This window comes from Streptomyces amritsarensis, from assembly GCF_001953875.1.
In the GTDB taxonomy this organism is placed as follows: domain Bacteria; phylum Actinomycetota; class Actinomycetes; order Streptomycetales; family Streptomycetaceae; genus Streptomyces; species Streptomyces amritsarensis.
On sequence record NZ_MQUR01000019.1, the window covers coordinates 22,029 to 39,153 of the forward strand.

Consider the following 17,125-nt stretch of genomic DNA (forward strand, 5'->3'; position numbering starts at 1 on the left):
TCACGTCACAACTGTCGTTGGACGCGTGGGAACGGCGCCCGCACGCTGCCCGTATGACCACCACCACACCGGCCCGTACCACCACGAGGATGGCCGCCCTCGTCAGTGAGATCCGCACGGTCGTGGAGCGGGGACTGGCTCCCGACCTCACCGCCTACCTCGTGGGCGAAAGGCTCGCCCCGCACCTGGGGGCGCCCGACCTGCTGACGCCGACGCAGCAGGAGGGCGACCCCGAGCGCTACCGGCAGCACATCCTGCACGCCGAGTCCGACGGAAGCTTCTCCGTGGTGGCGCTGGTGTGGCTGCCCGGGCAGGAGACCTGCATCCATGACCACGTGTCGTGGTGCGTGGCCGGTGTGCACCAGGGCGAGGAGAGCGAGCGCCGCTTCCGCCTCGCACCCGGTGCAGGTCCCGCCCGTCTGGTGGCGACGGAGGACGTGGTCAACACCCAGGGCGACGTGTGCGGATTCGCCCCGCCCGGAGACATCCACAAAGTGCGCAACTCCTGCTCCACAAAGGCCATATCGGTGCACGTGTACGGCGCCGACGTGTCCCGGCTGGGGACCAGCATCCGTCGCGTCTACAAGCTCCCCGTCGACTGATGGCACTCCTCCATCGCCCGCAGAGCACAGCGGTTCGGCATGTTTCACGTGAAACATCCGCTCCCTGGCCGGGGTTGGCGCTGGCGGTGGGCGGAGCCCTGGTCGCCTGGTGCGTCCACCGCCTCATACCCGCTGTACCGATGCTGACCGCCTCGGTGGTGCTGGGCATTGCGGTGGCGCACCTGCCCGGACCGCGGACCTTCGTCCGGGGGGCCGGGCGCGCGGGCCTCTCGCTGGCCGGCCGGCGGCTCATGCGGATCGGCATCGTCCTGCTGGGCCTCGGCCTGGGGCTCGACCAGGTGCTCCGTCTGGGCTGGGCCACGGTGGCCATGGTCGTCGGCGTCGTCGCAGCCACGTTCTTCGGCACCCTCTGGCTGGGCCGTCGGCTGGGGCTTCCGGGCGACCAGCCGCTGCTGATCGCCACGGGGTATTCGATCTGCGGGGCTTCGGCGATCGGCGCGGTGAGCCAGGTGTCGGGCAGCGACGAGGAGGACGTGGCGGCCTCGGTCGCACTCGTCACCCTGTGCGGGACGCTCGCGATCGCCGTACTCCCGCTCCTCCAGGACCCGTTGGCGCTCTCCGACCCTGCCTTCGGGCGGTGGGTCGGCGCCGGTGTCCACGACGTCGGCCAAGTGGTGGCGACCGCGCAGACTGCCGGCCCGGATGCCCTGGGAGAGGCGGTGCTGGTCAAACTGATGCGGGTGGCCCTGCTCGCTCCGCTGGTGGCGGCCGTCGCCTTCGCCGTACGGGCCCGGCGGCAGGGGGTGCGCACCGCCTCGGGCCGGCGCCCGGCCCCGGTACCGCTGTTCGTCGCCGGCTTCCTGGCCGCGGCCGCGCTGCGCGCCACCGGTCTGCTGCCCGACGTAGCGCTGGAGTGGGCACACACCGCGCAGGAGGGACTGCTGGCGGCGGCCCTGTTCGGGCTGGGGAGCGCCGTCCATCTGCCGACGCTGGCCCGGACCGGAGGGCGCGCGGCGGCGCTGGGACTGTCGGCGTGGGTGGTCGTCGCCGGGGTCTCGTACGCGGGCGTGATGCTCACCGTATGACGCTGCAACGGCCGGGAGTTGGCCATTTCCTGGCCGGAACCGACCGAACGTTCTGACTGCCCGCTGACATTGAGGCGGGCCCGTGCCACTCTGCCCCGACAGCCGCACCACGTACGGCGCACCACGCACAGCCGATCCGCACCGACCGCTCTTCACCCCCACCCTGCCCGGCTCCGACCGGTCCGGGCACGGCAGAAGGAGTCATGCGTGAATCGTCATCGCACGGCCTTGTCCGTCCTGCTCTCGGCGGGCGCCCTGGTCGCGGGCGTCCTGACGGCGGCCACCCCCTCGATCGCTGCGGACGCCCCGACGTCCTTCCGGCCGCAGCACACCCAGGGCTTCTGGACCGCCGAGCGGATGCGGGCGGCCACTCCGCTCGACGTGACGGCGGTACCCGGCGCGGCTCGTACCGCGGTGGCCGCCTCCGCCACTCCCACCGCCATCGCCCCGACGGCCGCCGCGTCTGCTGCGTCGCCGACGGCGTTCCCGCAGGCAGGCGGGGCCTGGACCGGCGGCGGGGCGGTCGTGAAGACCTCGGGCCGGGTCTTCTTCACGATGGGCGGCCGCACCGCCTCCTGTTCCGGAAACTCGATCACCAGCGCCAACGGCAGTACGGTCATGACGGCGGGCCACTGCGTGAAGTACCAGGGCGCCTGGCACACGAACTGGGTCTTCGTACCCGCCTACAACAACGGGTCGGCGCCCTACGGGCAGTGGTCGGCCACCAAGACCTTCGCCACCGACCAGTGGGCGGCGAGCGAGGACATGAACATGGACGTCGGCCTCGCCGTCGTCGCCCCGCTGAACGGCCAGACCCTCAGCCAGGCCGTCGGCGCGCAGGGAGTCCTCTTCAACGGCGGCTACAACAAGAGGATGTATTCCTTCGGCTTCCCCGCGGCGGCCCCGTACGACGGAACGAAGCTGGTCTACTGCAGCGGCAACAGCGGCAAGGACTTCCTGCTGACCAAGGACCACAGCCTGGGCTGCAACATGACCGGCGGCTCCAGCGGCGGCCCCTGGTTCCAGGACTTCAACGAGGCCACCGGCCTCGGCACCCAGGTTTCGGTGAACAGCTTCGGCTACACCTTCCTGCCCAACCGCATGTACGGCCCGTACCTCGGCAATGAAGCCAAGGCGGCCTACGACAAGGCACAGGCCTCCTGACCCGACAGTCGCCCCGCCACCCCCACCTGGCCGGTACTCTGTACCGGCCAGGTGGGTTGCCCGAGCGGCCTAAGGGAACGGTCTTGAAAACCGTCGTGGCAGCGATGTCACCGTGGGTTCAAATCCCACACCCACCGCCAGGTCAGAGGGCGGGTACCCGAATCGGGTGCCCGCCCTCTCTGCTCACCCGACCCGTGCCTTCCCGGCGGCGCGCCTGCGCGCCGTGTAGCGGAGCAGGGTCCAGATCGCCGCGGCGTTGACCAGGGCGCCGGCCAGGATCGCGGCGTGGAAGCCGAATCCGGACCAGATGCCGGGGTCGGCGGCCACGGACGTGTCCGGTACCCAGTCCGAGGGGCGCGGAGCAGACTCCGAAATGAACTCCATGGGCGGTTCGGCGGGCGGCTCCGAGCCGTAGTAGGGCTCCCCGGGCGGCATCGGGGCCGAGTTCAGGGCGTCCGCCGCCGCAGGCCGGAAGGACGACAGCAGCAGGAGGCTGACCGGCGCCGTGGCCAGGATCGGCCAGACTCCGAAGAACCCGATGTCCCCCATCCGGCTGCCGATCTCGATGTACACGAGCATCGCGACCACCAGTGCCAGGTACGCGCTGGGCACCCACATCTCAGCCTTCGACCAGCGCCGCACCATGTCGTTCCCCGTTCGCCGTGCCCGTTCCGCTTCGTTCGACCTGCGTCCAGTCTCGAAGCTGCCGAGGACCGCCACCTGAGTACACCTACTCATCCTGCTCGGCCGCGCGTACCTGGCAGAGCGTGCACTCACTCACCGCCGATGAACCAGCCCTGCTCCGGGGGCGCTCCCCGTTGGGGTAAGGCGGGCGGTGCGATTCCCGGCTGGCGGGTCGGGTGCCGGTGTGCCGGCACGGTGGGCCAGGTCCGACCCGGTCCCCGGCGGCTCCGGGAGCCCCGTTCACCAGGGGCCACGAGGCAGGCTGAAAGTCTGATTGATCCTTCCGGGTGGTGTTTGTCGGAAGATCGGCGCGTGTGATGAGCGCAGTGCGGTTGCCCCCACATCATGACGAATGTATTCAGATCCGCCCGTCGGTACATCGCGAATCGAGGCACTCAGTCATGGCTCACCCCAACATCCTCACGTCGATCTGGACCTCGGTCCTGGCCGCCCTCGTGGCCGTCCTCTCCTCCCTCGGCTTCGGCGGCAAGGTGGCTCCGGCCGCCGCTGCCCCCACCACCGGGGGTGCGGCTGCGGCCACTGTCGCGGCCTCCTCCGTGCGCCGGCCGGCCGTCACGGCTCCGCGGAGCTGGCGGGAGATGATCCGGGGCGGTTCGCTGCCGCCGACCCTGAAGCAGCGCATCCGGGCCGAGGCCCACGGCAAGACCCCCGGTGTCCGACGCTCCACCACCGCCGCGGCCATGGGTGCCGCCGCCCCGGGAGCCGCCGCTCGCGCCCTGACACCTTCCGCGGTGCCCGCCCCCCGCGCCCCCCGCGCCGGACGTACCGCCCGCACCACCCGCGAGGCGCTGGCGCTTGCCGCGTAGCCCGGTACAAGCAGACAGGGCCGAAGGCAGTGGCAGGTGCGTAGGCAGGCACCGGAACGCAGGATGAAGCGGATGCGCAGGCACTCGCAGGTACGCAGGATGCGGCAGGACCGCAGGTACTCGCAGGTACGCGGGACGAAGCAGGTACGCAGGCAGGCGCTGGAGCCCGGTCGGATGTGACCGCGGATCGCGCCGTGCAGTGCCCCGGCAGCGGGGCACGGATGGAACACCCCGGCGTGCGCCGGGGGGCGTGCAGGGGGCGTGGAGCTTGGCAATGCAGGGCCGCAAGCCCGGGAGACGGTGGGGTTCCCGGACGGCGCGGCCCTTTTCGGCATGTCCGGGAGCGATGGCCTGAGGGAACGCTTCATTTCGCGTGTGACGTGGGGTGCAGCCGGTTCCGGAGCGCTGCTCTGGGGCTCCGGGGGCGCGAATGGGGTTTATCCAGTGTTGGTCATGCTTGCGGGGGAATCGGGGAGTCCGGGGTGGTTCGCCGGGGATTCGGTGGGCAACTCTGGTCTCGCGACGTCGTCAGCACAAACGACCGAGGCGGTCGGCCAACTGCCTTGGGGTGAGTCCCACTTCGGTTTTCTGGAGGAATGAAGACATGGCAAGCATCCGTACCGCCCGCGTCATCGCCGCTGCCGCCGCCCTTCCCCTCGCCGTCGCGCTCTTCGGCGGGGTGGCATCGGCCGACAACGGCTCCTTCGCGAACGACGGATCGAACGCGAGCGTCGCCGGCATCATCGGCAGCGGCGTGGGTGGCGACAACAACGGCAACTCGTCCACCTCGCAGCAGGTGGCCACCGGCTCCGGTGCCTCCAACCAGAACAACACCGCGCAGGTCAACGGCTCGGCCTTCACCGCGCTCAACCAGGGCAACTCGAACGTGGCGGTCAACTTCCACCCCTGGTGGTAGCGCCGGGTACCTGCCGCTTTGAATCTTGAGGGCGCCTGTGCGACCGGACCGGCTGGGGTCCGGTAGCGCAGGCGCCCTCGCGCATGTCCCGCTCCCTTCCCGACCTTGACACCACAGGTAAATCTGACGGACAGTCAGGTACCTCGATGATGTGGATGCCGGGAGGCCTGCGCCGTGCACCTCGCCCCGACCGAAGGCCAGTTGCGGCTCCGTGCCGAACTGCGCACGTACTTCAAGGAACTGCTGCCCGACGGGGTCCCCGAGGACCCGGCCGACCAGCGCCGACTGCTGCGCCGCATCGGCGCCGACGGACTTCTCGGCCTCGGCTGGCCGGTCGAGTACGGGGGGCAGGGCCGCGGCGCGGACGAGCAGTTCGTCTTCTTCGACGAGGCCTACCGGGCCGGCGCCCCCGTCTCCATGGTCACGCTGAACACCGTCGGCCCGACCCTGATGAAGTACGGGACCGAGGAGCAGAAGGACTACTTCCTCCCCCGGATCCTCGCGGGCGAGATCGTCTTCGCCATCGGCTACTCCGAGCCCGAGTCCGGCACCGACCTCGCCTCACTGCGCACCCGGGCGGTCCGCGACGGCGCCGACTGGCTGATCGACGGGCAGAAGATCTTCACCTCCAACGCCCAGAACGCGGACTGGATCTGGCTCGCCTGCCGTACCGATCCCGGGGCCCCTAAGCACAAGGGCATCTCGATCATCCTCGTGCCCACCGGCGACCCCGGCTTCTCGTGGACCCCGATCGACACCGTCGGCGGGCTCACGACCACGGCCACGTACTACGACTCCGTCCGCGTGCCGGCGGGCAACCTCGTCGGCCCCGAACACGGCGGCTGGGGGCTGATCACCAACCAGCTCAACCACGAGCGCGTGGCCCTCGCCGCCATCGGCATGCAGGCCGAGGACTTCTACGAGCTCGCCCTCCGGCACGCCCGCACCCCCGACCCGGCCACCGGCGAGCGGCCCGCCGACCTTCCCTGGGTACGGTCCCGGCTCGCCGAGGCCCACGCCCGGCTGGCCGCCGTACGCCTCCTCAACTGGCGCCTCGTCCAGGACGTGGGCAGCGGCAGCCTCGCCCCCGGCGACGCCAGCGGCGTGAAGTTCCTCGGCACCGAGTCGGCCGTCGAGGTGTACCGGATGTGCCAGGAGGTGGTGGGCGAGGAGGCACTCGTACGGGGGCCCGCGGCCTTTGCGGGCGGCGAACTCGAGCGGATGAACCGGGCCGCGCAGATCAACACCTTCGGCGGCGGGGTGAGCGAGGTCCAGCGGGAGATCGTCGCCGTGATGCGGCTCGGCATGAAGGGGAGGAAACGATGACGGCGGACCCAACCGGCACAGCCGAGGAGGCGGCCCGGTTCCACGCGCTGCTGGCGGCCTTCGAGGGAGCCCCGGCCGCCACCGCAGGCCGAGGCAAGGACGCGGTCAACGAGCCGATGATCCGCCACTGGTGCGAGGCGATGGGCGACGCCAACCCCGCCTACACCGGGCCGGACGCCATCGCTCCACCCACCATGCTCCAGGCCTGGACCATGGGCGGGCTCTCCGGCCACTCCGACCGCTCCTCCGCCTACGACGAGCTCTTCGCGCTCCTCGACGGCGCCGGTTTCACCTCCGTCGTCGCCACCGACTGCGAGCAGGAGTACCTCCGCCCGCTGCGCCCCGGCGACACGGTCACCTTCGACGCCGTCATCGAGTCCGTGTCGCCGCGCAAGACGACCAAGTTGGGCACCGGCCACTTCGTGACGACCCGCATGGACGTCCGGACGGACGGGGAGCCCGTCGGCACCCACCGCTTCCGGATCCTGAAGTACGCGCCCGCCGACCGGCCGGCGAAGCAGGCGGCGCCCCGGACGAAGGCCGCCGCGCAGCGCCCCCGCCCGGTCGTCAACCGCGACAACCAGGGCTTCTGGGACGGGGTCCGGGAGCACAGGCTGCTGATCCAGCGCTGCACCTCCTGCGCCACGCTCCGCTTCCCGTGGCTCCCCGGCTGCAACACCTGCGCGAGCCCGTCCTGGGACACGGTCGAGGCCTCCGGCGCAGGCACCGTGTTCAGCTACGTCGTCATGCACCACCCGCCGTTCCCGGCTTTCGATCCGCCCTACGCGGTCGCGCTCGTCGAGCTCGCCGAGGGGGTCCGCATGATCAGCAACATCACCGGTGTCCCGTATGACAAGGTGCGCATCGGCCTCCCCGTCCACCTGGAGTTCCTGCGCGTCGACGACGACCTGGAACTCCCCGTCTTCCGCGGGAACGAGGGCTGATGGACTTCCACCCCACCGAGGAACAGGCCGCCGCAGCCGGGCTCGCCGCCCGGATCTTCTCCGACCTCGCCACTCATGAACGCCTCGCCACCGCCGGCACCGGCAGCGACGCCGAACTGTGGAAGGCCCTCACCACTGCCGGACTGACGGCCGCGGTCGAGGAGATCGGCCTCCTCGGACTGGTCCTGCTGCTGGAGGAACAGGGCCGCACCACCGCCCAGGTCCCCCTCGCCGCCACCTGCGTGTACGGCATCCTCCCCGTGGCCACCCACGGCAGCGCGGAGCAGCGCGCCCGCCTGCTGCCCGTGCTCGGCAGCGGGGACGCGGTGGCCACCGGGGCCTTCCCGGCCCGCGGCCGGATCACCGTCGAGGGCGGCCGGCTCACCGGGACCGCCCCCGCCGTCCCCTGGCTGCGCGACGCCACGCACGTGCTGGTCCCCGACACCGAGCGGGCCCTGTGGCTCGTACGGACCGACGCGCCCGGCGTGCGGACGACCCCCGTCGAGACCACCGCACCCTGGTCGGCGGGCCGACTGGTCCTGAGCGGTGCCGGCGCCGAACGCATCGGCTCCGTCGGTGCCTACGAGCACACCCTCGCCGCCGCGCGCACCGCCTTCGCCGGGCTCCAGGCGGGCGTCTGCGCGGGCTCGCTCGCCCGCGCGGTGGAGTACACCTCCACCCGTGAGCAGTTCGGCCGGCCGCTCTCCACCAACCAGGGCGTCATGCTGCGCGCGGCCGACGCGTACATGGACACCGAGGCGATCCGGGTCACCACGTACGAAGCGGCCTGGCGCATCGACCAGGGGCTCGGGGCGCACGAGCACGCGCTGACGGCCGCCTGGTGGGCTTCCGAGGCGGGCAAACGCGTCGTGCACGCGGGCCAGCACCTGCACGGCGGCATGGGCGCCGACCTGGACCACCCCGTCCACCGCCACTTCCTGTGGGGGCGGCAGCTGGACGCCTACCTGGGCTGCGGCAGCGAGCTGCTGGCCGAGCTGGGCGCTGCGATAGCCGAGGGAGAACAGGCATGAACGTCGGCGACACGCTGCCGCCGCTGGAGATCGCGGTCACCCGAACCCTTATCGTCGCGGGCGCGATCGCCTCCCGCGACTACCAGGACGTGCACCACGACGCGGCGCTGGCGCGGGAGAAGGGCTCCCCGGACATCTTCATGAACATCCTGACCACCAACGGTCTGGTCGGCCGCTACGTCACCGACCACCTCGGGCCGCGATCCGTGCTGCGCAAGGTCGCCATCCGCCTCGGCGCCCCCAACTACCCGGGGGACACGATGACCCTCACGGGCACCGTCACGGCAGTGCTCGGCACCACCGTCGAGATCCGGGTCGTCGGAGCCAACGGCATCGGCCACCACGTGACCGGGACGGTCACCGCGGAGGTGTCGGCATGAGCGTCCGCACCCGCGACCAGCTCGGCGGCCGTGCCGCCATCGTCGGCATCGGTGCCACCGAGTTCTCCAAGAACTCCGGTCGCAGCGAACTCAAGCTCGCCGTCGAAGCCGTCCACACGGCCCTCGACGACGCCGGGCTCACCCCCGCCGACGTCGACGGCATGGTCACCTTCTCGATGGACACCAGCCCCGAGATCACCGTCGCGCAGGCGGCGGGCATCGGAGAGCTGTCCTTCTTCTCCCGGATCCACTACGGCGGGGGCGCGGCCTGCGCCACCGTCCAGCAGGCCGCCCTCGCCGTCGCCACCGGCGTCGCGGAGGTCGTCGTCTGCTACCGCGCGTTCAACGAGCGCTCCGGACGCCGGTTCGGTTCCGGAGTCCAGCAGCGCGAGCCCTCGGCGGAGGGCGCGGCACTGGGCTGGTCGCTGCCCTGGGGACTGCTGACCCCCGCCTCCTGGGTGGCCATCGCCGCCCAGCGCTACCTGCACACCTACAACCTCACCCCCGAAGCCTTCGGGCACGTCGCGGTCACCGACCGCCGGCACGCCGCGAACAACCCGGCCGCCTACTTCCACGGGAAGCCGATCACCCTCGCCGACCACGCCGCCTCGCGCTGGATCGTCGAGCCGCTGAGGCTGCTCGACTGCTGCCAGGAGACCGACGGCGGCCAGGCCCTCGTCGTCACCACCGCCGACCGGGCCCGCGCCCTGCGGCACCCGCCGGCAGTGATCACCGCGGCGGCGCAGGGCGCCGGACGCCGCCAGGAGGGCATGACCTCCTTCTACCGCGACGACCTGACCGCTCTGCCGGAGATGGACGTGGTCGCGCGCCAGCTGTGGCGCACCAGCGGGCTGCGGCCCTCCGACATCGACGTCGGCATTCTCTACGACCACTTCACGCCCTTCGTACTGATGCAGCTGGAAGAGTTCGGCTTCTGCAAGCCGGGCGAGGCCGCCGACTTCGTTGCCGCGGACGCCCTCCCGCTCAACACCCACGGCGGCCAGCTCGGGGAGGCGTACCTGCACGGCATGAACGGCATCGCCGAAGCCGTCCGCCAGCTGCGCGGCACTTCTGTCAACCAGGTGGCGGGGGCCTCGCACGCACTCGTCACGGCTGGCACCGGCGTGCCGACGTCCGGGCTGATCCTCGGCGCCGACGGCTGAGACCCCGGTCCCTGCCGGTCCCCGCCCCCTCCACCTTCAGGGGGTGGGGGCAGCCCTACTCCTACAACCTGAGATGGATCCCCCATCGGCACCTGCGGGCGATTCCAGCGATGGCGGGCGCTCCTAGCGTGGAGACATGACCCCGCCTGTGTGCACGCTCGCCTCGACCCCGACGCCGTACCCGTCGTTCTCGGCGTACGTCCGTACCCGCGGCACGGTCCTGATGCGCACCGCGCGCTCCCTCACCGCCAATCCGTGCGACGCGGAGGACCTGCTCCAGACAGCCCTCGCGAAGACCTACGTGGCCTGGGACCGCATCGAGGACCACCGCGCCCTGGACGGCTACGTCCGGCGGACCCTCGTCAATACGCGGACCTCCCAGTGGCGCAAGCGCAAGGTCGACGAGTTCGTATGCGATGAACTCCCGGAGACCGAGGGACCCCCCTCCTCCGACCCCGCCGAGGCTCAGGCGCTGCGCGACGCGATGTGGCGTGCGGTCACCCGACTGCCCGACCGCCAGCGGGCCATGGTCGTCCTGCGCTACTACGAGGACTTGAGCGAGGTGCAGACCGCCGAGCTGCTGGGAGTCTCGGTCGGCACGGTCAAGAGCGCCGTCTCCCGCGCACTGGGCAAGCTCCGTGAGGACCCGGAGCTCACCCTCGTCCGCTGAGGCGGGCGGTGTTTCACGTGAAACCAGAGATTGTTTCACGTGAAACACGAAGCGGGTTCTACCCTCGGGTAGTGACAGACCGACCGGTACGTGCGCAGAATCGGCTGCATCCGTAGCCGCCGCAGCGCCGCAGCGCTCACCGGGAGGACGCTTTGCTCAGCACCATGCAGGACGTACCGCTCCTCGTCACCCGCATACTCCGCCACGGGATGACGATCCACGGGAAGTCCCAGGTCACGACCTGGACCGGGGAGGCCGAGCCGCACCGGCGCAGTTTCGCCGAGATCGGCCTCCGAGCCACCCGCCTCGCCGGCGCCCTGCGCGACGAGCTCGGAGTGCAGCAGGACGAGCGGGTCGCCACCCTCATGTGGAACAACGCCGAGCACGTCGAGGCGTACTTCGCGATCCCCTCCATGGGCGCGGTCCTCCACACGCTCAACCTGCGACTTCCTCCGGAGCAGCTGGTCTTCATCGTCAACCACGCCGCCGACCGGGTGGTCCTGGCCAACGGCACGCTGCTGCCGCTGCTCGCGCCGCTGCTGCCGCACCTGCCGACCATCGAGCACGTCGTCGTGTCCGGCATCGGCGACCGCTCCGCGCTCGACGGCCTGAACGTGCGCGTGCACGAGTACGAGGAGCTCCTCGAGGGCCGCTCCGACAGCTACGACTGGCCCGAGCTGGACGAGCGCCAGGCAGCCGCCATGTGCTACACCTCCGGCACGACCGGGGACCCGAAGGGCGTCGTCTACTCCCACCGCTCGCTCTACCTGCACTCCATGCAGGTCAACATGGCCGAGTCGATGGGGCTGACCGACAAGGACACCACCCTCGTGGTCGTTCCGCAGTTCCACGTGAACGCCTGGGGCCTGCCGCACGCCACCTTCATGACCGGCATCAACATGCTGATGCCGGACCGCTTCCTGCAGCCGGCCCCGCTCGCCGAGATGATCGAGCGGGAGAAGCCCTCGCACGCCGCGGCCGTCCCCACCATCTGGCAGGGGCTGCTGGCCGAGGTCACCGCCAACCCGCGTGACCTGAGCTCGATGAAGCAGGTCACCATCGGCGGCGCCGCCTGTCCGCCCTCGCTGATGGAGGCCTACGACAAGCTCGGGGTCCGCGTCTGCCATGCCTGGGGCATGACCGAGACCTCCCCGCTGGGCACGATGGCGCACCCGCCGGCCGGTCTGAGCGCCGAGGAGGAATGGCCCTACCGGATCACGCAGGGCCGCTTCCCCGCAGGTGTCGAGGCCCGACTCGTCGGCCCCGCCGGCGACCTGCTGCCCTGGGACGGGAAGTCCGCCGGCGAGCTCGAGGTGCGCGGCAACTGGATCGCGAACGCCTACTACGGCGGCGCGTCCGGCGAACCCTTCCAGCCCGAGGACAAGTTCAGCGCCGACGGGTGGCTCAAGACCGGGGACGTCGGCGTGATCAGCCCCGACGGCTACCTCACCCTGACCGACCGGGCCAAGGACGTCATCAAGTCCGGCGGCGAGTGGATCTCCAGTGTCGAGCTGGAGAACGCGCTCATGGCGCACCCCGAGGTCGCCGAGGCCGCGGTGGTCGCCGTACCCGACGAGAAGTGGGGCGAGCGGCCGCTGGCCACCGTCGTCCTCAAGGACGGCGCGACCGTGGACTACGCGGGGCTGCGCGAGTTCCTCTCGAAGTCGATCGCCAAGTGGCAGCTGCCGGAGCGCTGGACGATCATCGACGCCGTACCGAAGACCAGCGTCGGCAAGTTCGACAAGAAGGTGATCCGCCAGCAGTACGCGGAGGGCGCACTGGAGGTCACCAAGATCGCCTGACCCGGGCGGCCCCGCTGGGGTCTAACCACGCGTGAGCCATGGCCGCAGCAGCCTGCTGACTGCGGGCATGGCCACGTAGGTCATCAGCGTGCTGAAGACGACCGCGAAGGCGGCCGTGCGCAGCACGGTGTGCAGATCCACCAGGTACGGCCCGAGCAGCGCGTTGCCCGCGAGCGAGATCGGGAAGATGGCCAGCCCCGAGCTGATCGCCATCTTCCACCGCGGCGGCGCGGGCCGGGTCGTACCCGGCTTGGCGAACCACGTCTCCATGCCGTGCAGTTCCCGCCGGGCTATCTCCGTGTGGTGGTGGCCCAGGCAGTTGGAGAACCACTGGGCCCGCTCCGGGGAGTCCTGCCAGCGCTGGAAGGCGGCCTGGTTGCGGAAGCGGTGGACCAAGAACCACGGCCCGCCCTCGGTCGCCGGGCGGAAGAGCCCGTAGCCCAGGTGGTCCGGAAAACCGGCGGCCGTCTCCAGGATCCCGTGGGCCCAGGCCTCGAACGTCTCCTCGTGCCCGGGCTCGACCTGCCGGGCGATGAGCAGGTTCACCTCCCCGTTGTCGGCGGGGACGGTGTGCTCGGTCGTGTCGGTGATGGCCATCGGGCCAGGATCGCTAGTTGGTGCCGATCTTGGCCAGCAGGTCCACGATGCGGCCCTGGACGTCCGCCGTGGTGGCCCGTTCGGCGAGGAAGAGCACGCTCTCGCCCGAGGCCAGACGCGGCAGTTCGGCCGGATCGATGCCGGTCGCCGTGTAGACGACCAGCGGGGTGCGGTTCAGCTGCCCGTTGGCCCGCAGCCAGTCCACGATCCCGGCCCGCCGACGGCGCACCTGCATCAGGTCCATGACCACCAGGTTGGGCCGCATACGCGTCGCCAGCTCCACGGCGTCGGTGTCCGCGCCCGCCCGGGCGACCTGCATGCCGCGCCGCTCCAGGGCCGCGGTCAGCGCGGTCGCGATCTCGTCGTGCTCCTCGATCAGCAGCACCCGGGAGGGGTGCTGCTCGCTGTCGCGCGGAGCCAGCGCCTTGAGCAGTACGGCCGGATCCGCGCCGTACGCCGCCTCGCGCGTGGCGTGGCCCAGCCCGGCCGTGACCAGTACGGGCACCTCCGCGGCCACGGCGGCCTGCCGCAGCGACTGCAGGGCGGTCCGGGTGATCGGTCCGGTCAGCGGGTCGACGAACAGCGCGGCCGGGAAGGCGGCGATCTGCGCGTCCACCTCCTCACGGGAGTGCACGACCACCGGGCGGTAGCCGCGGTCGCTGAGCGCCTGTTGCGTCTGCACGTCGGGCGCCGGCCACACCAGGAGCCGGCGCGGGTTGTCCAGCGGCTCCGGCGGGAGTTCGTCGTCCACGGGCTGCGGTACGGGCCGGTTGACCACCTCGACCGCACCGCCCGGGCCGTCCAGGGGCTCGGGGCCCTCGTCGGCACCCGCCTCGGGGGCGCCTATGGCGAAGGCCCGGCCCTGCGGGCTGGGCTCGGCGAGCCGGCGACGCCGGCCGGAGCCGGAACCGGCGGCGGGGGCCGCCCCGGAGGGATCGACGGAGATGCCCTGGCCGAGGGTGCCCAAGGCGCGCACGCTGATCGGCTGTGCGGCCTGCCCCTGCGGCGGGGTGTCCTGAGGACGGCGCGCTCCGGGGACCGCGACCTGGCCGGAGGCCCCGTCGTCCCCGGCAGCGGCAGCGACACCGGCCGACGGAACCGGCCACGCGGGGGCGCCGGCCAGCGCACGCCGCCGCCCGGTCGGGCTCTCGGCGGGAGCGTCGGACGGTGAGGTTGGCGCCTCGGGCGGGGCTCCGGGGGCGCCCAGCGCCCGGCGGCCACGGCGGCCGGCCGGTGCCGCGGCGTCGGATCCGGCCTCGCCCTCGGAGACAGCGGCGGCGGGGCCGGCTTCCGCGGGTACCGGCGCCGGGGGGGCAGCCGGGGTCGGGCCGGCGGGCAGCGCGAAGCCGCCCTCCGGAGCGATGGGCCGTGCCGGAGCGGGTGTCGGGCCGAGCCCCGTCGCGGGGACGGGACCGCCGGGCTGCGCCGGACCGGCCGGACCCAGTGCCCGCCGCCGGCCGGCGGGGTGCTCGGTCACCGGCACCGGGGGTACCGCGGGCACGGGCGGGAGCGCGGGCATGGCGGTGCCCTGCGGCTGGACGGGCCGGCCGGGGCCGCCCTGGCCCTCGAGGGCGCCGCTGTCACCGCTGCCGTCACCGGCCCGGCCGCGCCTGCGCCCGGTGCCGAGGCCCGCGGGGTTCACCGGGGACTGCGCCAGCTCAGGACCCGCCTGCGGCGTGGCCTCGCCCGCCCGCCGCCGACCCGAGGGCAGCGCCAGCGCGCTCCCGCCCTGGCCGGCCTGCGCGGCTTCGGGGCCCGGGGTCTCGTCCTCCAGGAAGGCGTCCACGCCGCGCCGGCCCCGTCGGCCGCCGGAGACCTTGCCGGGGGCGGCGCCGGCGGCCGTTGCCGCGCCGTCCGGTCCGGTGCCCGCCGGGGGCGCCTCCGGCGGCTCGGGCAGGGTCACCGTCCCGGCACCTGCGCCGAGCGGGAGTTCCAGCACGTAGGCCCCGCCGGGGGCGCCCGGCACCTCCACGGTCTGCAGCACACCGCCGTGGGCGGCCACGATGCCGCGGACGATCGGCTCGTGGACCGGGTTGCCGCCCTCGTAGGGGCCGCGCACCTCGATCCGTACGACGTCGCCGCGCTGGGCGGCGGCCACCACGATCGTCGAGTCGCTGTACCCGCTGCCCTGGCGGGTCTTGCCGGTGGCGTCCACGCCGGCGACGTCCGCGACGAGGTGCGCGAGGGCGGTCGAGATCCGCTCGCCGTCCACCTCGGCCTCGATGGTCGGCGCGTGGACGGCGAACTGCGCACGACCCGGCCCGATCAACTCGACCGCGCCGTCGACGCCGGCCGTGACCACGCCGTTGATCAGGACCTTCTTCTTGGACAGCTTGTCGCGGCCGGAGTCCAGGCGCTGGAAGCCGAGCACGTTGTCCACCAGGGTGGTCATCCGCGAGTACCCGGCGGCCAGGTGGTGCAGGAGCTGGTTGGCCTCGGGCCACAGCTGTCCGGCGTCGTCGGCGGCCAGCGTCGCCAGCTCGCCGCGCAGCTCGTCCAGCGGTCCGCGCAGGGAGTCCCCGAGGACGGCGATGAGCTGCGCGTGCCGCGCGGCCAGGGCGTCGTAGGGCCGGCGGTCCGTGAAGGTCATGACGGCGCCCACGAGCTGCTCCCCGTCCCGTACGGGAGAGGTGGTCAGGTCGACGGCGACCGGCTGCCCGGCCTTGTTCCAGAGCACCTGCCCGCGCACGCGGTGCTTGCGGCCGCTGCGCAGGGTGTCGGCGAGCGGGGATTCCTCGAAGGGGAAGGGCGAGCCGTCGGCGCGGGAGTGCTGGACCAGGCCGTGCAGTTCGCGGTTGCCGAGGTCGGTGGCGCGGTAGCCGAGGATCTGGGCGGCCGCCGGGTTGACGAGCACGACGCGGCCGTCGGTGTCGGTGCCCACGACGCCTTCGGCGGCGGCGCGCAGGATCATCTCGGTCTGCCGCTGGGAGCGGGCCAGCTCGGCCTCGGTGTCCACGGTCTGGGAGAGGTCCCGGACCACGAGCATCAGCAGCTCGTCACCGGTGTAGGCGGGTTGCGGCTCGCGGTAGGCGTCGCGGCCGTCGAGGTGGGCGCTGGTGACCTCGACGGGGAACTCGGAGCCGTCGGTACGGCGGGCGACCATCCGCTTGGGCTTGGTGCGGCCGCCCTCGTCCTCGCCGGGGCGGCGCATGGAGCCGGGGATCAGCTTGGAGTCGAACTCGGGCAGGAGGTCGAGGACGCCCCGGCCGACCAGTCCGGTGCCGGGGCTCTCCATGACCTCGAGCGCGATCGAATTGGCGTTGACGACCGTGCCGTTGGCGTTGACGAGCAACAGCGCGTCCGGAAGGGCGTCGAGTATTGCTGCGAGGCGAGCAGCGCCTCGGGATGGCCTGCTGCTCACGACGAGCTTCCTCCCTGACCAACGACTACCGGCAAGTCACGGGAGGAGTCTAAGGCCACAGGCCCGCGGCGGGGTGGCCGATGTGCGTCCGGCAACACCCTTTCCGGTCATCCTCCCAGGTCAGGAACGCCCACTCGGAAGCAGAGGTTCCAACTCGTCCCAGCGCTTGATTTCGCATCCGTCCGTCCGGCGGAAGGTGGCGTTCACCTTGCGTCCGTTCCAGGTTCCGGTGACACGGGCGGTGGCCGGGCCGCCGTACTGCTTGGTGCAGATCTGGTCCGGGGGGACGGGGGCGAAGGGGTTGCGCCCCTCTTCGGCGAGCTCGTCCAGCCGCGCGCAGGCGCCCTCGGCCTCCGGGTGGTCGCCGCCGACGGGTCCGCATTCGAGCGTGTACTCGCGGTCCAGCTGACGGTTTCCGGTGTCGGCCATGGTCATGGTCAGCCGGTCGGGCGCGGCCAGCAGCTGTCCCAGGGGCAGTGGGGGCAGCGGCCCGGCGGCCGCGGTGGCCAGGGCCGAGGTGACGGCGAAGGCGGCGAGACGCAGCATGGGGCACTCCAGGTCGTCCGTACGTCATACGCCTGACCAACGACGCGGGCGCGCCGATGTTGCGTG

The 17,125-nt window shown here is 72.2% G+C and carries 16 protein-coding genes and 1 tRNA gene; 13 read left to right on the forward strand and 4 right to left on the reverse strand.

Features of this window, described 5'->3' with window-relative positions; genetic code table 11:
• The first annotated feature begins 53 nt into the window (after nucleotides 1-53).
• The 4 genes from AVW11_RS11255 to AVW11_RS11270 all read left to right on the forward strand — a co-directional run bounded on the left by AVW11_RS11255 (nucleotide 54) and on the right by AVW11_RS11270 (nucleotide 2,952).
• On the forward strand, nucleotides 54-602 hold the full coding sequence (locus tag AVW11_RS11255; protein WP_060180143.1) for a cysteine dioxygenase family protein: 549 nt from the start codon (nucleotides 54-56) through the stop codon (nucleotides 600-602).
• The gene (locus AVW11_RS11260) at nucleotides 602-1,648 is read left to right on the forward strand and encodes a YeiH family protein (RefSeq protein WP_076043912.1); all 1,047 of its coding nucleotides are present in this window, start codon (nucleotides 602-604) and stop codon (nucleotides 1,646-1,648) included. The genes AVW11_RS11255 and AVW11_RS11260 overlap by 1 nt, the downstream gene beginning before the upstream one ends.
• A gap of 207 nt (nucleotides 1,649-1,855) precedes the next feature.
• Complete coding sequence (locus AVW11_RS11265) at nucleotides 1,856-2,812, forward strand: trypsin-like serine peptidase (RefSeq protein ID WP_030839544.1); 957 nt, start codon at nucleotides 1,856-1,858, stop codon at nucleotides 2,810-2,812.
• Between the two features lie 50 nt (nucleotides 2,813-2,862).
• Nucleotides 2,863-2,952, forward strand: a tRNA-Ser gene (locus AVW11_RS11270).
• A gap of 43 nt (nucleotides 2,953-2,995) precedes the next feature.
• Here the strand turns inward: AVW11_RS11270 and AVW11_RS11275 are convergent.
• Entirely contained in the window at nucleotides 2,996-3,424 is a 429-nt protein-coding gene (locus tag AVW11_RS11275; protein ID WP_143568832.1) for an SCO4225 family membrane protein, read from the reverse strand.
• A 473-nt stretch (nucleotides 3,425-3,897) separates the two neighbouring features.
• On the opposite strand from AVW11_RS11275, the gene AVW11_RS11280 reads away from it, so the two are divergent.
• The 9 genes from AVW11_RS11280 to AVW11_RS11320 all read left to right on the forward strand — a co-directional run bounded on the left by AVW11_RS11280 (nucleotide 3,898) and on the right by AVW11_RS11320 (nucleotide 12,555).
• Nucleotides 3,898-4,323: a DUF6344 domain-containing protein gene (locus tag AVW11_RS11280; protein ID WP_076043914.1), complete on the forward strand. Its 426-nt coding sequence runs from the start codon at nucleotides 3,898-3,900 to the stop codon at nucleotides 4,321-4,323.
• 604 nt (nucleotides 4,324-4,927) lie between these two features.
• Nucleotides 4,928-5,239: a hypothetical protein gene (locus AVW11_RS11285; protein ID WP_060180140.1), complete on the forward strand. Its 312-nt coding sequence runs from the start codon at nucleotides 4,928-4,930 to the stop codon at nucleotides 5,237-5,239.
• Nucleotides 5,240-5,413: 174 nt separating this feature from the next.
• On the forward strand, nucleotides 5,414-6,565 hold the full coding sequence (locus AVW11_RS11290; protein WP_076043915.1) for an acyl-CoA dehydrogenase family protein: 1,152 nt from the start codon (nucleotides 5,414-5,416) through the stop codon (nucleotides 6,563-6,565).
• Complete coding sequence (locus AVW11_RS11295) at nucleotides 6,562-7,509, forward strand: bifunctional MaoC family dehydratase N-terminal/OB-fold nucleic acid binding domain-containing protein (protein ID WP_076043916.1); 948 nt, start codon at nucleotides 6,562-6,564, stop codon at nucleotides 7,507-7,509. The genes AVW11_RS11290 and AVW11_RS11295 overlap by 4 nt, the downstream gene beginning before the upstream one ends.
• Nucleotides 7,509-8,540 (forward strand): acyl-CoA dehydrogenase family protein, encoded by a 1,032-nt coding sequence (locus AVW11_RS11300; protein ID WP_076043917.1) that lies wholly within the window; start codon nucleotides 7,509-7,511, stop codon nucleotides 8,538-8,540. The genes AVW11_RS11295 and AVW11_RS11300 overlap by 1 nt, the downstream gene beginning before the upstream one ends.
• A complete protein-coding gene (locus AVW11_RS11305; RefSeq protein WP_030839575.1) occupies nucleotides 8,537-8,920 on the forward strand; it encodes a MaoC family dehydratase in 384 nt (127 codons plus the stop codon). Before AVW11_RS11300 ends, AVW11_RS11305 begins: the two co-directional genes overlap by 4 nt.
• Nucleotides 8,917-10,083 (forward strand): lipid-transfer protein, encoded by a 1,167-nt coding sequence (locus AVW11_RS11310; RefSeq protein WP_076043918.1) that lies wholly within the window; start codon nucleotides 8,917-8,919, stop codon nucleotides 10,081-10,083. Before AVW11_RS11305 ends, AVW11_RS11310 begins: the two co-directional genes overlap by 4 nt.
• Before the next feature lie 136 nt (nucleotides 10,084-10,219).
• On the forward strand, nucleotides 10,220-10,753 hold the full coding sequence (locus AVW11_RS11315) for a SigE family RNA polymerase sigma factor (protein ID WP_076043919.1): 534 nt from the start codon (nucleotides 10,220-10,222) through the stop codon (nucleotides 10,751-10,753).
• 152 nt (nucleotides 10,754-10,905) lie between these two features.
• A complete protein-coding gene (locus tag AVW11_RS11320; protein ID WP_060180135.1) occupies nucleotides 10,906-12,555 on the forward strand; it encodes a long-chain fatty acid--CoA ligase in 1,650 nt (549 codons plus the stop codon).
• 21 nt (nucleotides 12,556-12,576) lie between these two features.
• Here the strand turns inward: AVW11_RS11320 and AVW11_RS11325 are convergent, their stop codons facing one another.
• From AVW11_RS11325 to AVW11_RS11335, 3 genes are all read right to left on the reverse strand, one after another.
• Entirely contained in the window at nucleotides 12,577-13,152 is a 576-nt protein-coding gene (locus AVW11_RS11325) for an antibiotic biosynthesis monooxygenase (protein WP_030839585.1), read from the reverse strand.
• Nucleotides 13,153-13,165: 13 nt separating this feature from the next.
• A complete protein-coding gene (locus AVW11_RS11330) occupies nucleotides 13,166-16,513 on the reverse strand; it encodes a PAS domain-containing protein (protein ID WP_076043920.1) in 3,348 nt (1,115 codons plus the stop codon).
• Nucleotides 16,514-16,633: 120 nt separating this feature from the next.
• On the reverse strand, nucleotides 16,634-17,059 hold the full coding sequence (locus AVW11_RS11335) for an SSI family serine proteinase inhibitor (protein WP_030839588.1): 426 nt from the start codon (nucleotides 17,057-17,059) through the stop codon (nucleotides 16,634-16,636).
• Between the last annotated feature and the right edge of the window lie 66 nt (nucleotides 17,060-17,125).

Bases quoted from the DNA above. Each gene is read 5' to 3' on its own strand.
- AVW11_RS11255 (WP_060180143.1), top strand. From the start codon at position 54: ATGACCACCACCACACCGGCCCGTACCACCACGAGGATGGCCGCCCTC.
- AVW11_RS11260 (WP_076043912.1), top strand. From the start codon at position 602: ATGGCACTCCTCCATCGCCCGCAGAGCACAGCGGTTCGGCATGTTTCA.
- AVW11_RS11280 (WP_076043914.1), top strand. From the start codon at position 3,898: ATGGCTCACCCCAACATCCTCACGTCGATCTGGACCTCGGTCCTGGCC.
- AVW11_RS11285 (WP_060180140.1), top strand. From the start codon at position 4,928: ATGGCAAGCATCCGTACCGCCCGCGTCATCGCCGCTGCCGCCGCCCTT.
- AVW11_RS11295 (WP_076043916.1), top strand. From the start codon at position 6,562: ATGACGGCGGACCCAACCGGCACAGCCGAGGAGGCGGCCCGGTTCCAC.
- AVW11_RS11300 (WP_076043917.1), top strand. From the start codon at position 7,509: ATGGACTTCCACCCCACCGAGGAACAGGCCGCCGCAGCCGGGCTCGCC.
- AVW11_RS11305 (WP_030839575.1), top strand. From the start codon at position 8,537: ATGAACGTCGGCGACACGCTGCCGCCGCTGGAGATCGCGGTCACCCGA.
- AVW11_RS11310 (WP_076043918.1), top strand. From the start codon at position 8,917: ATGAGCGTCCGCACCCGCGACCAGCTCGGCGGCCGTGCCGCCATCGTC.
- AVW11_RS11315 (WP_076043919.1), top strand. From the start codon at position 10,220: ATGACCCCGCCTGTGTGCACGCTCGCCTCGACCCCGACGCCGTACCCG.
- AVW11_RS11325 (WP_030839585.1), bottom strand. From the start codon at position 13,152: ATGGCCATCACCGACACGACCGAGCACACCGTCCCCGCCGACAACGGG.
- AVW11_RS11335 (WP_030839588.1), bottom strand. From the start codon at position 17,059: ATGCTGCGTCTCGCCGCCTTCGCCGTCACCTCGGCCCTGGCCACCGCG.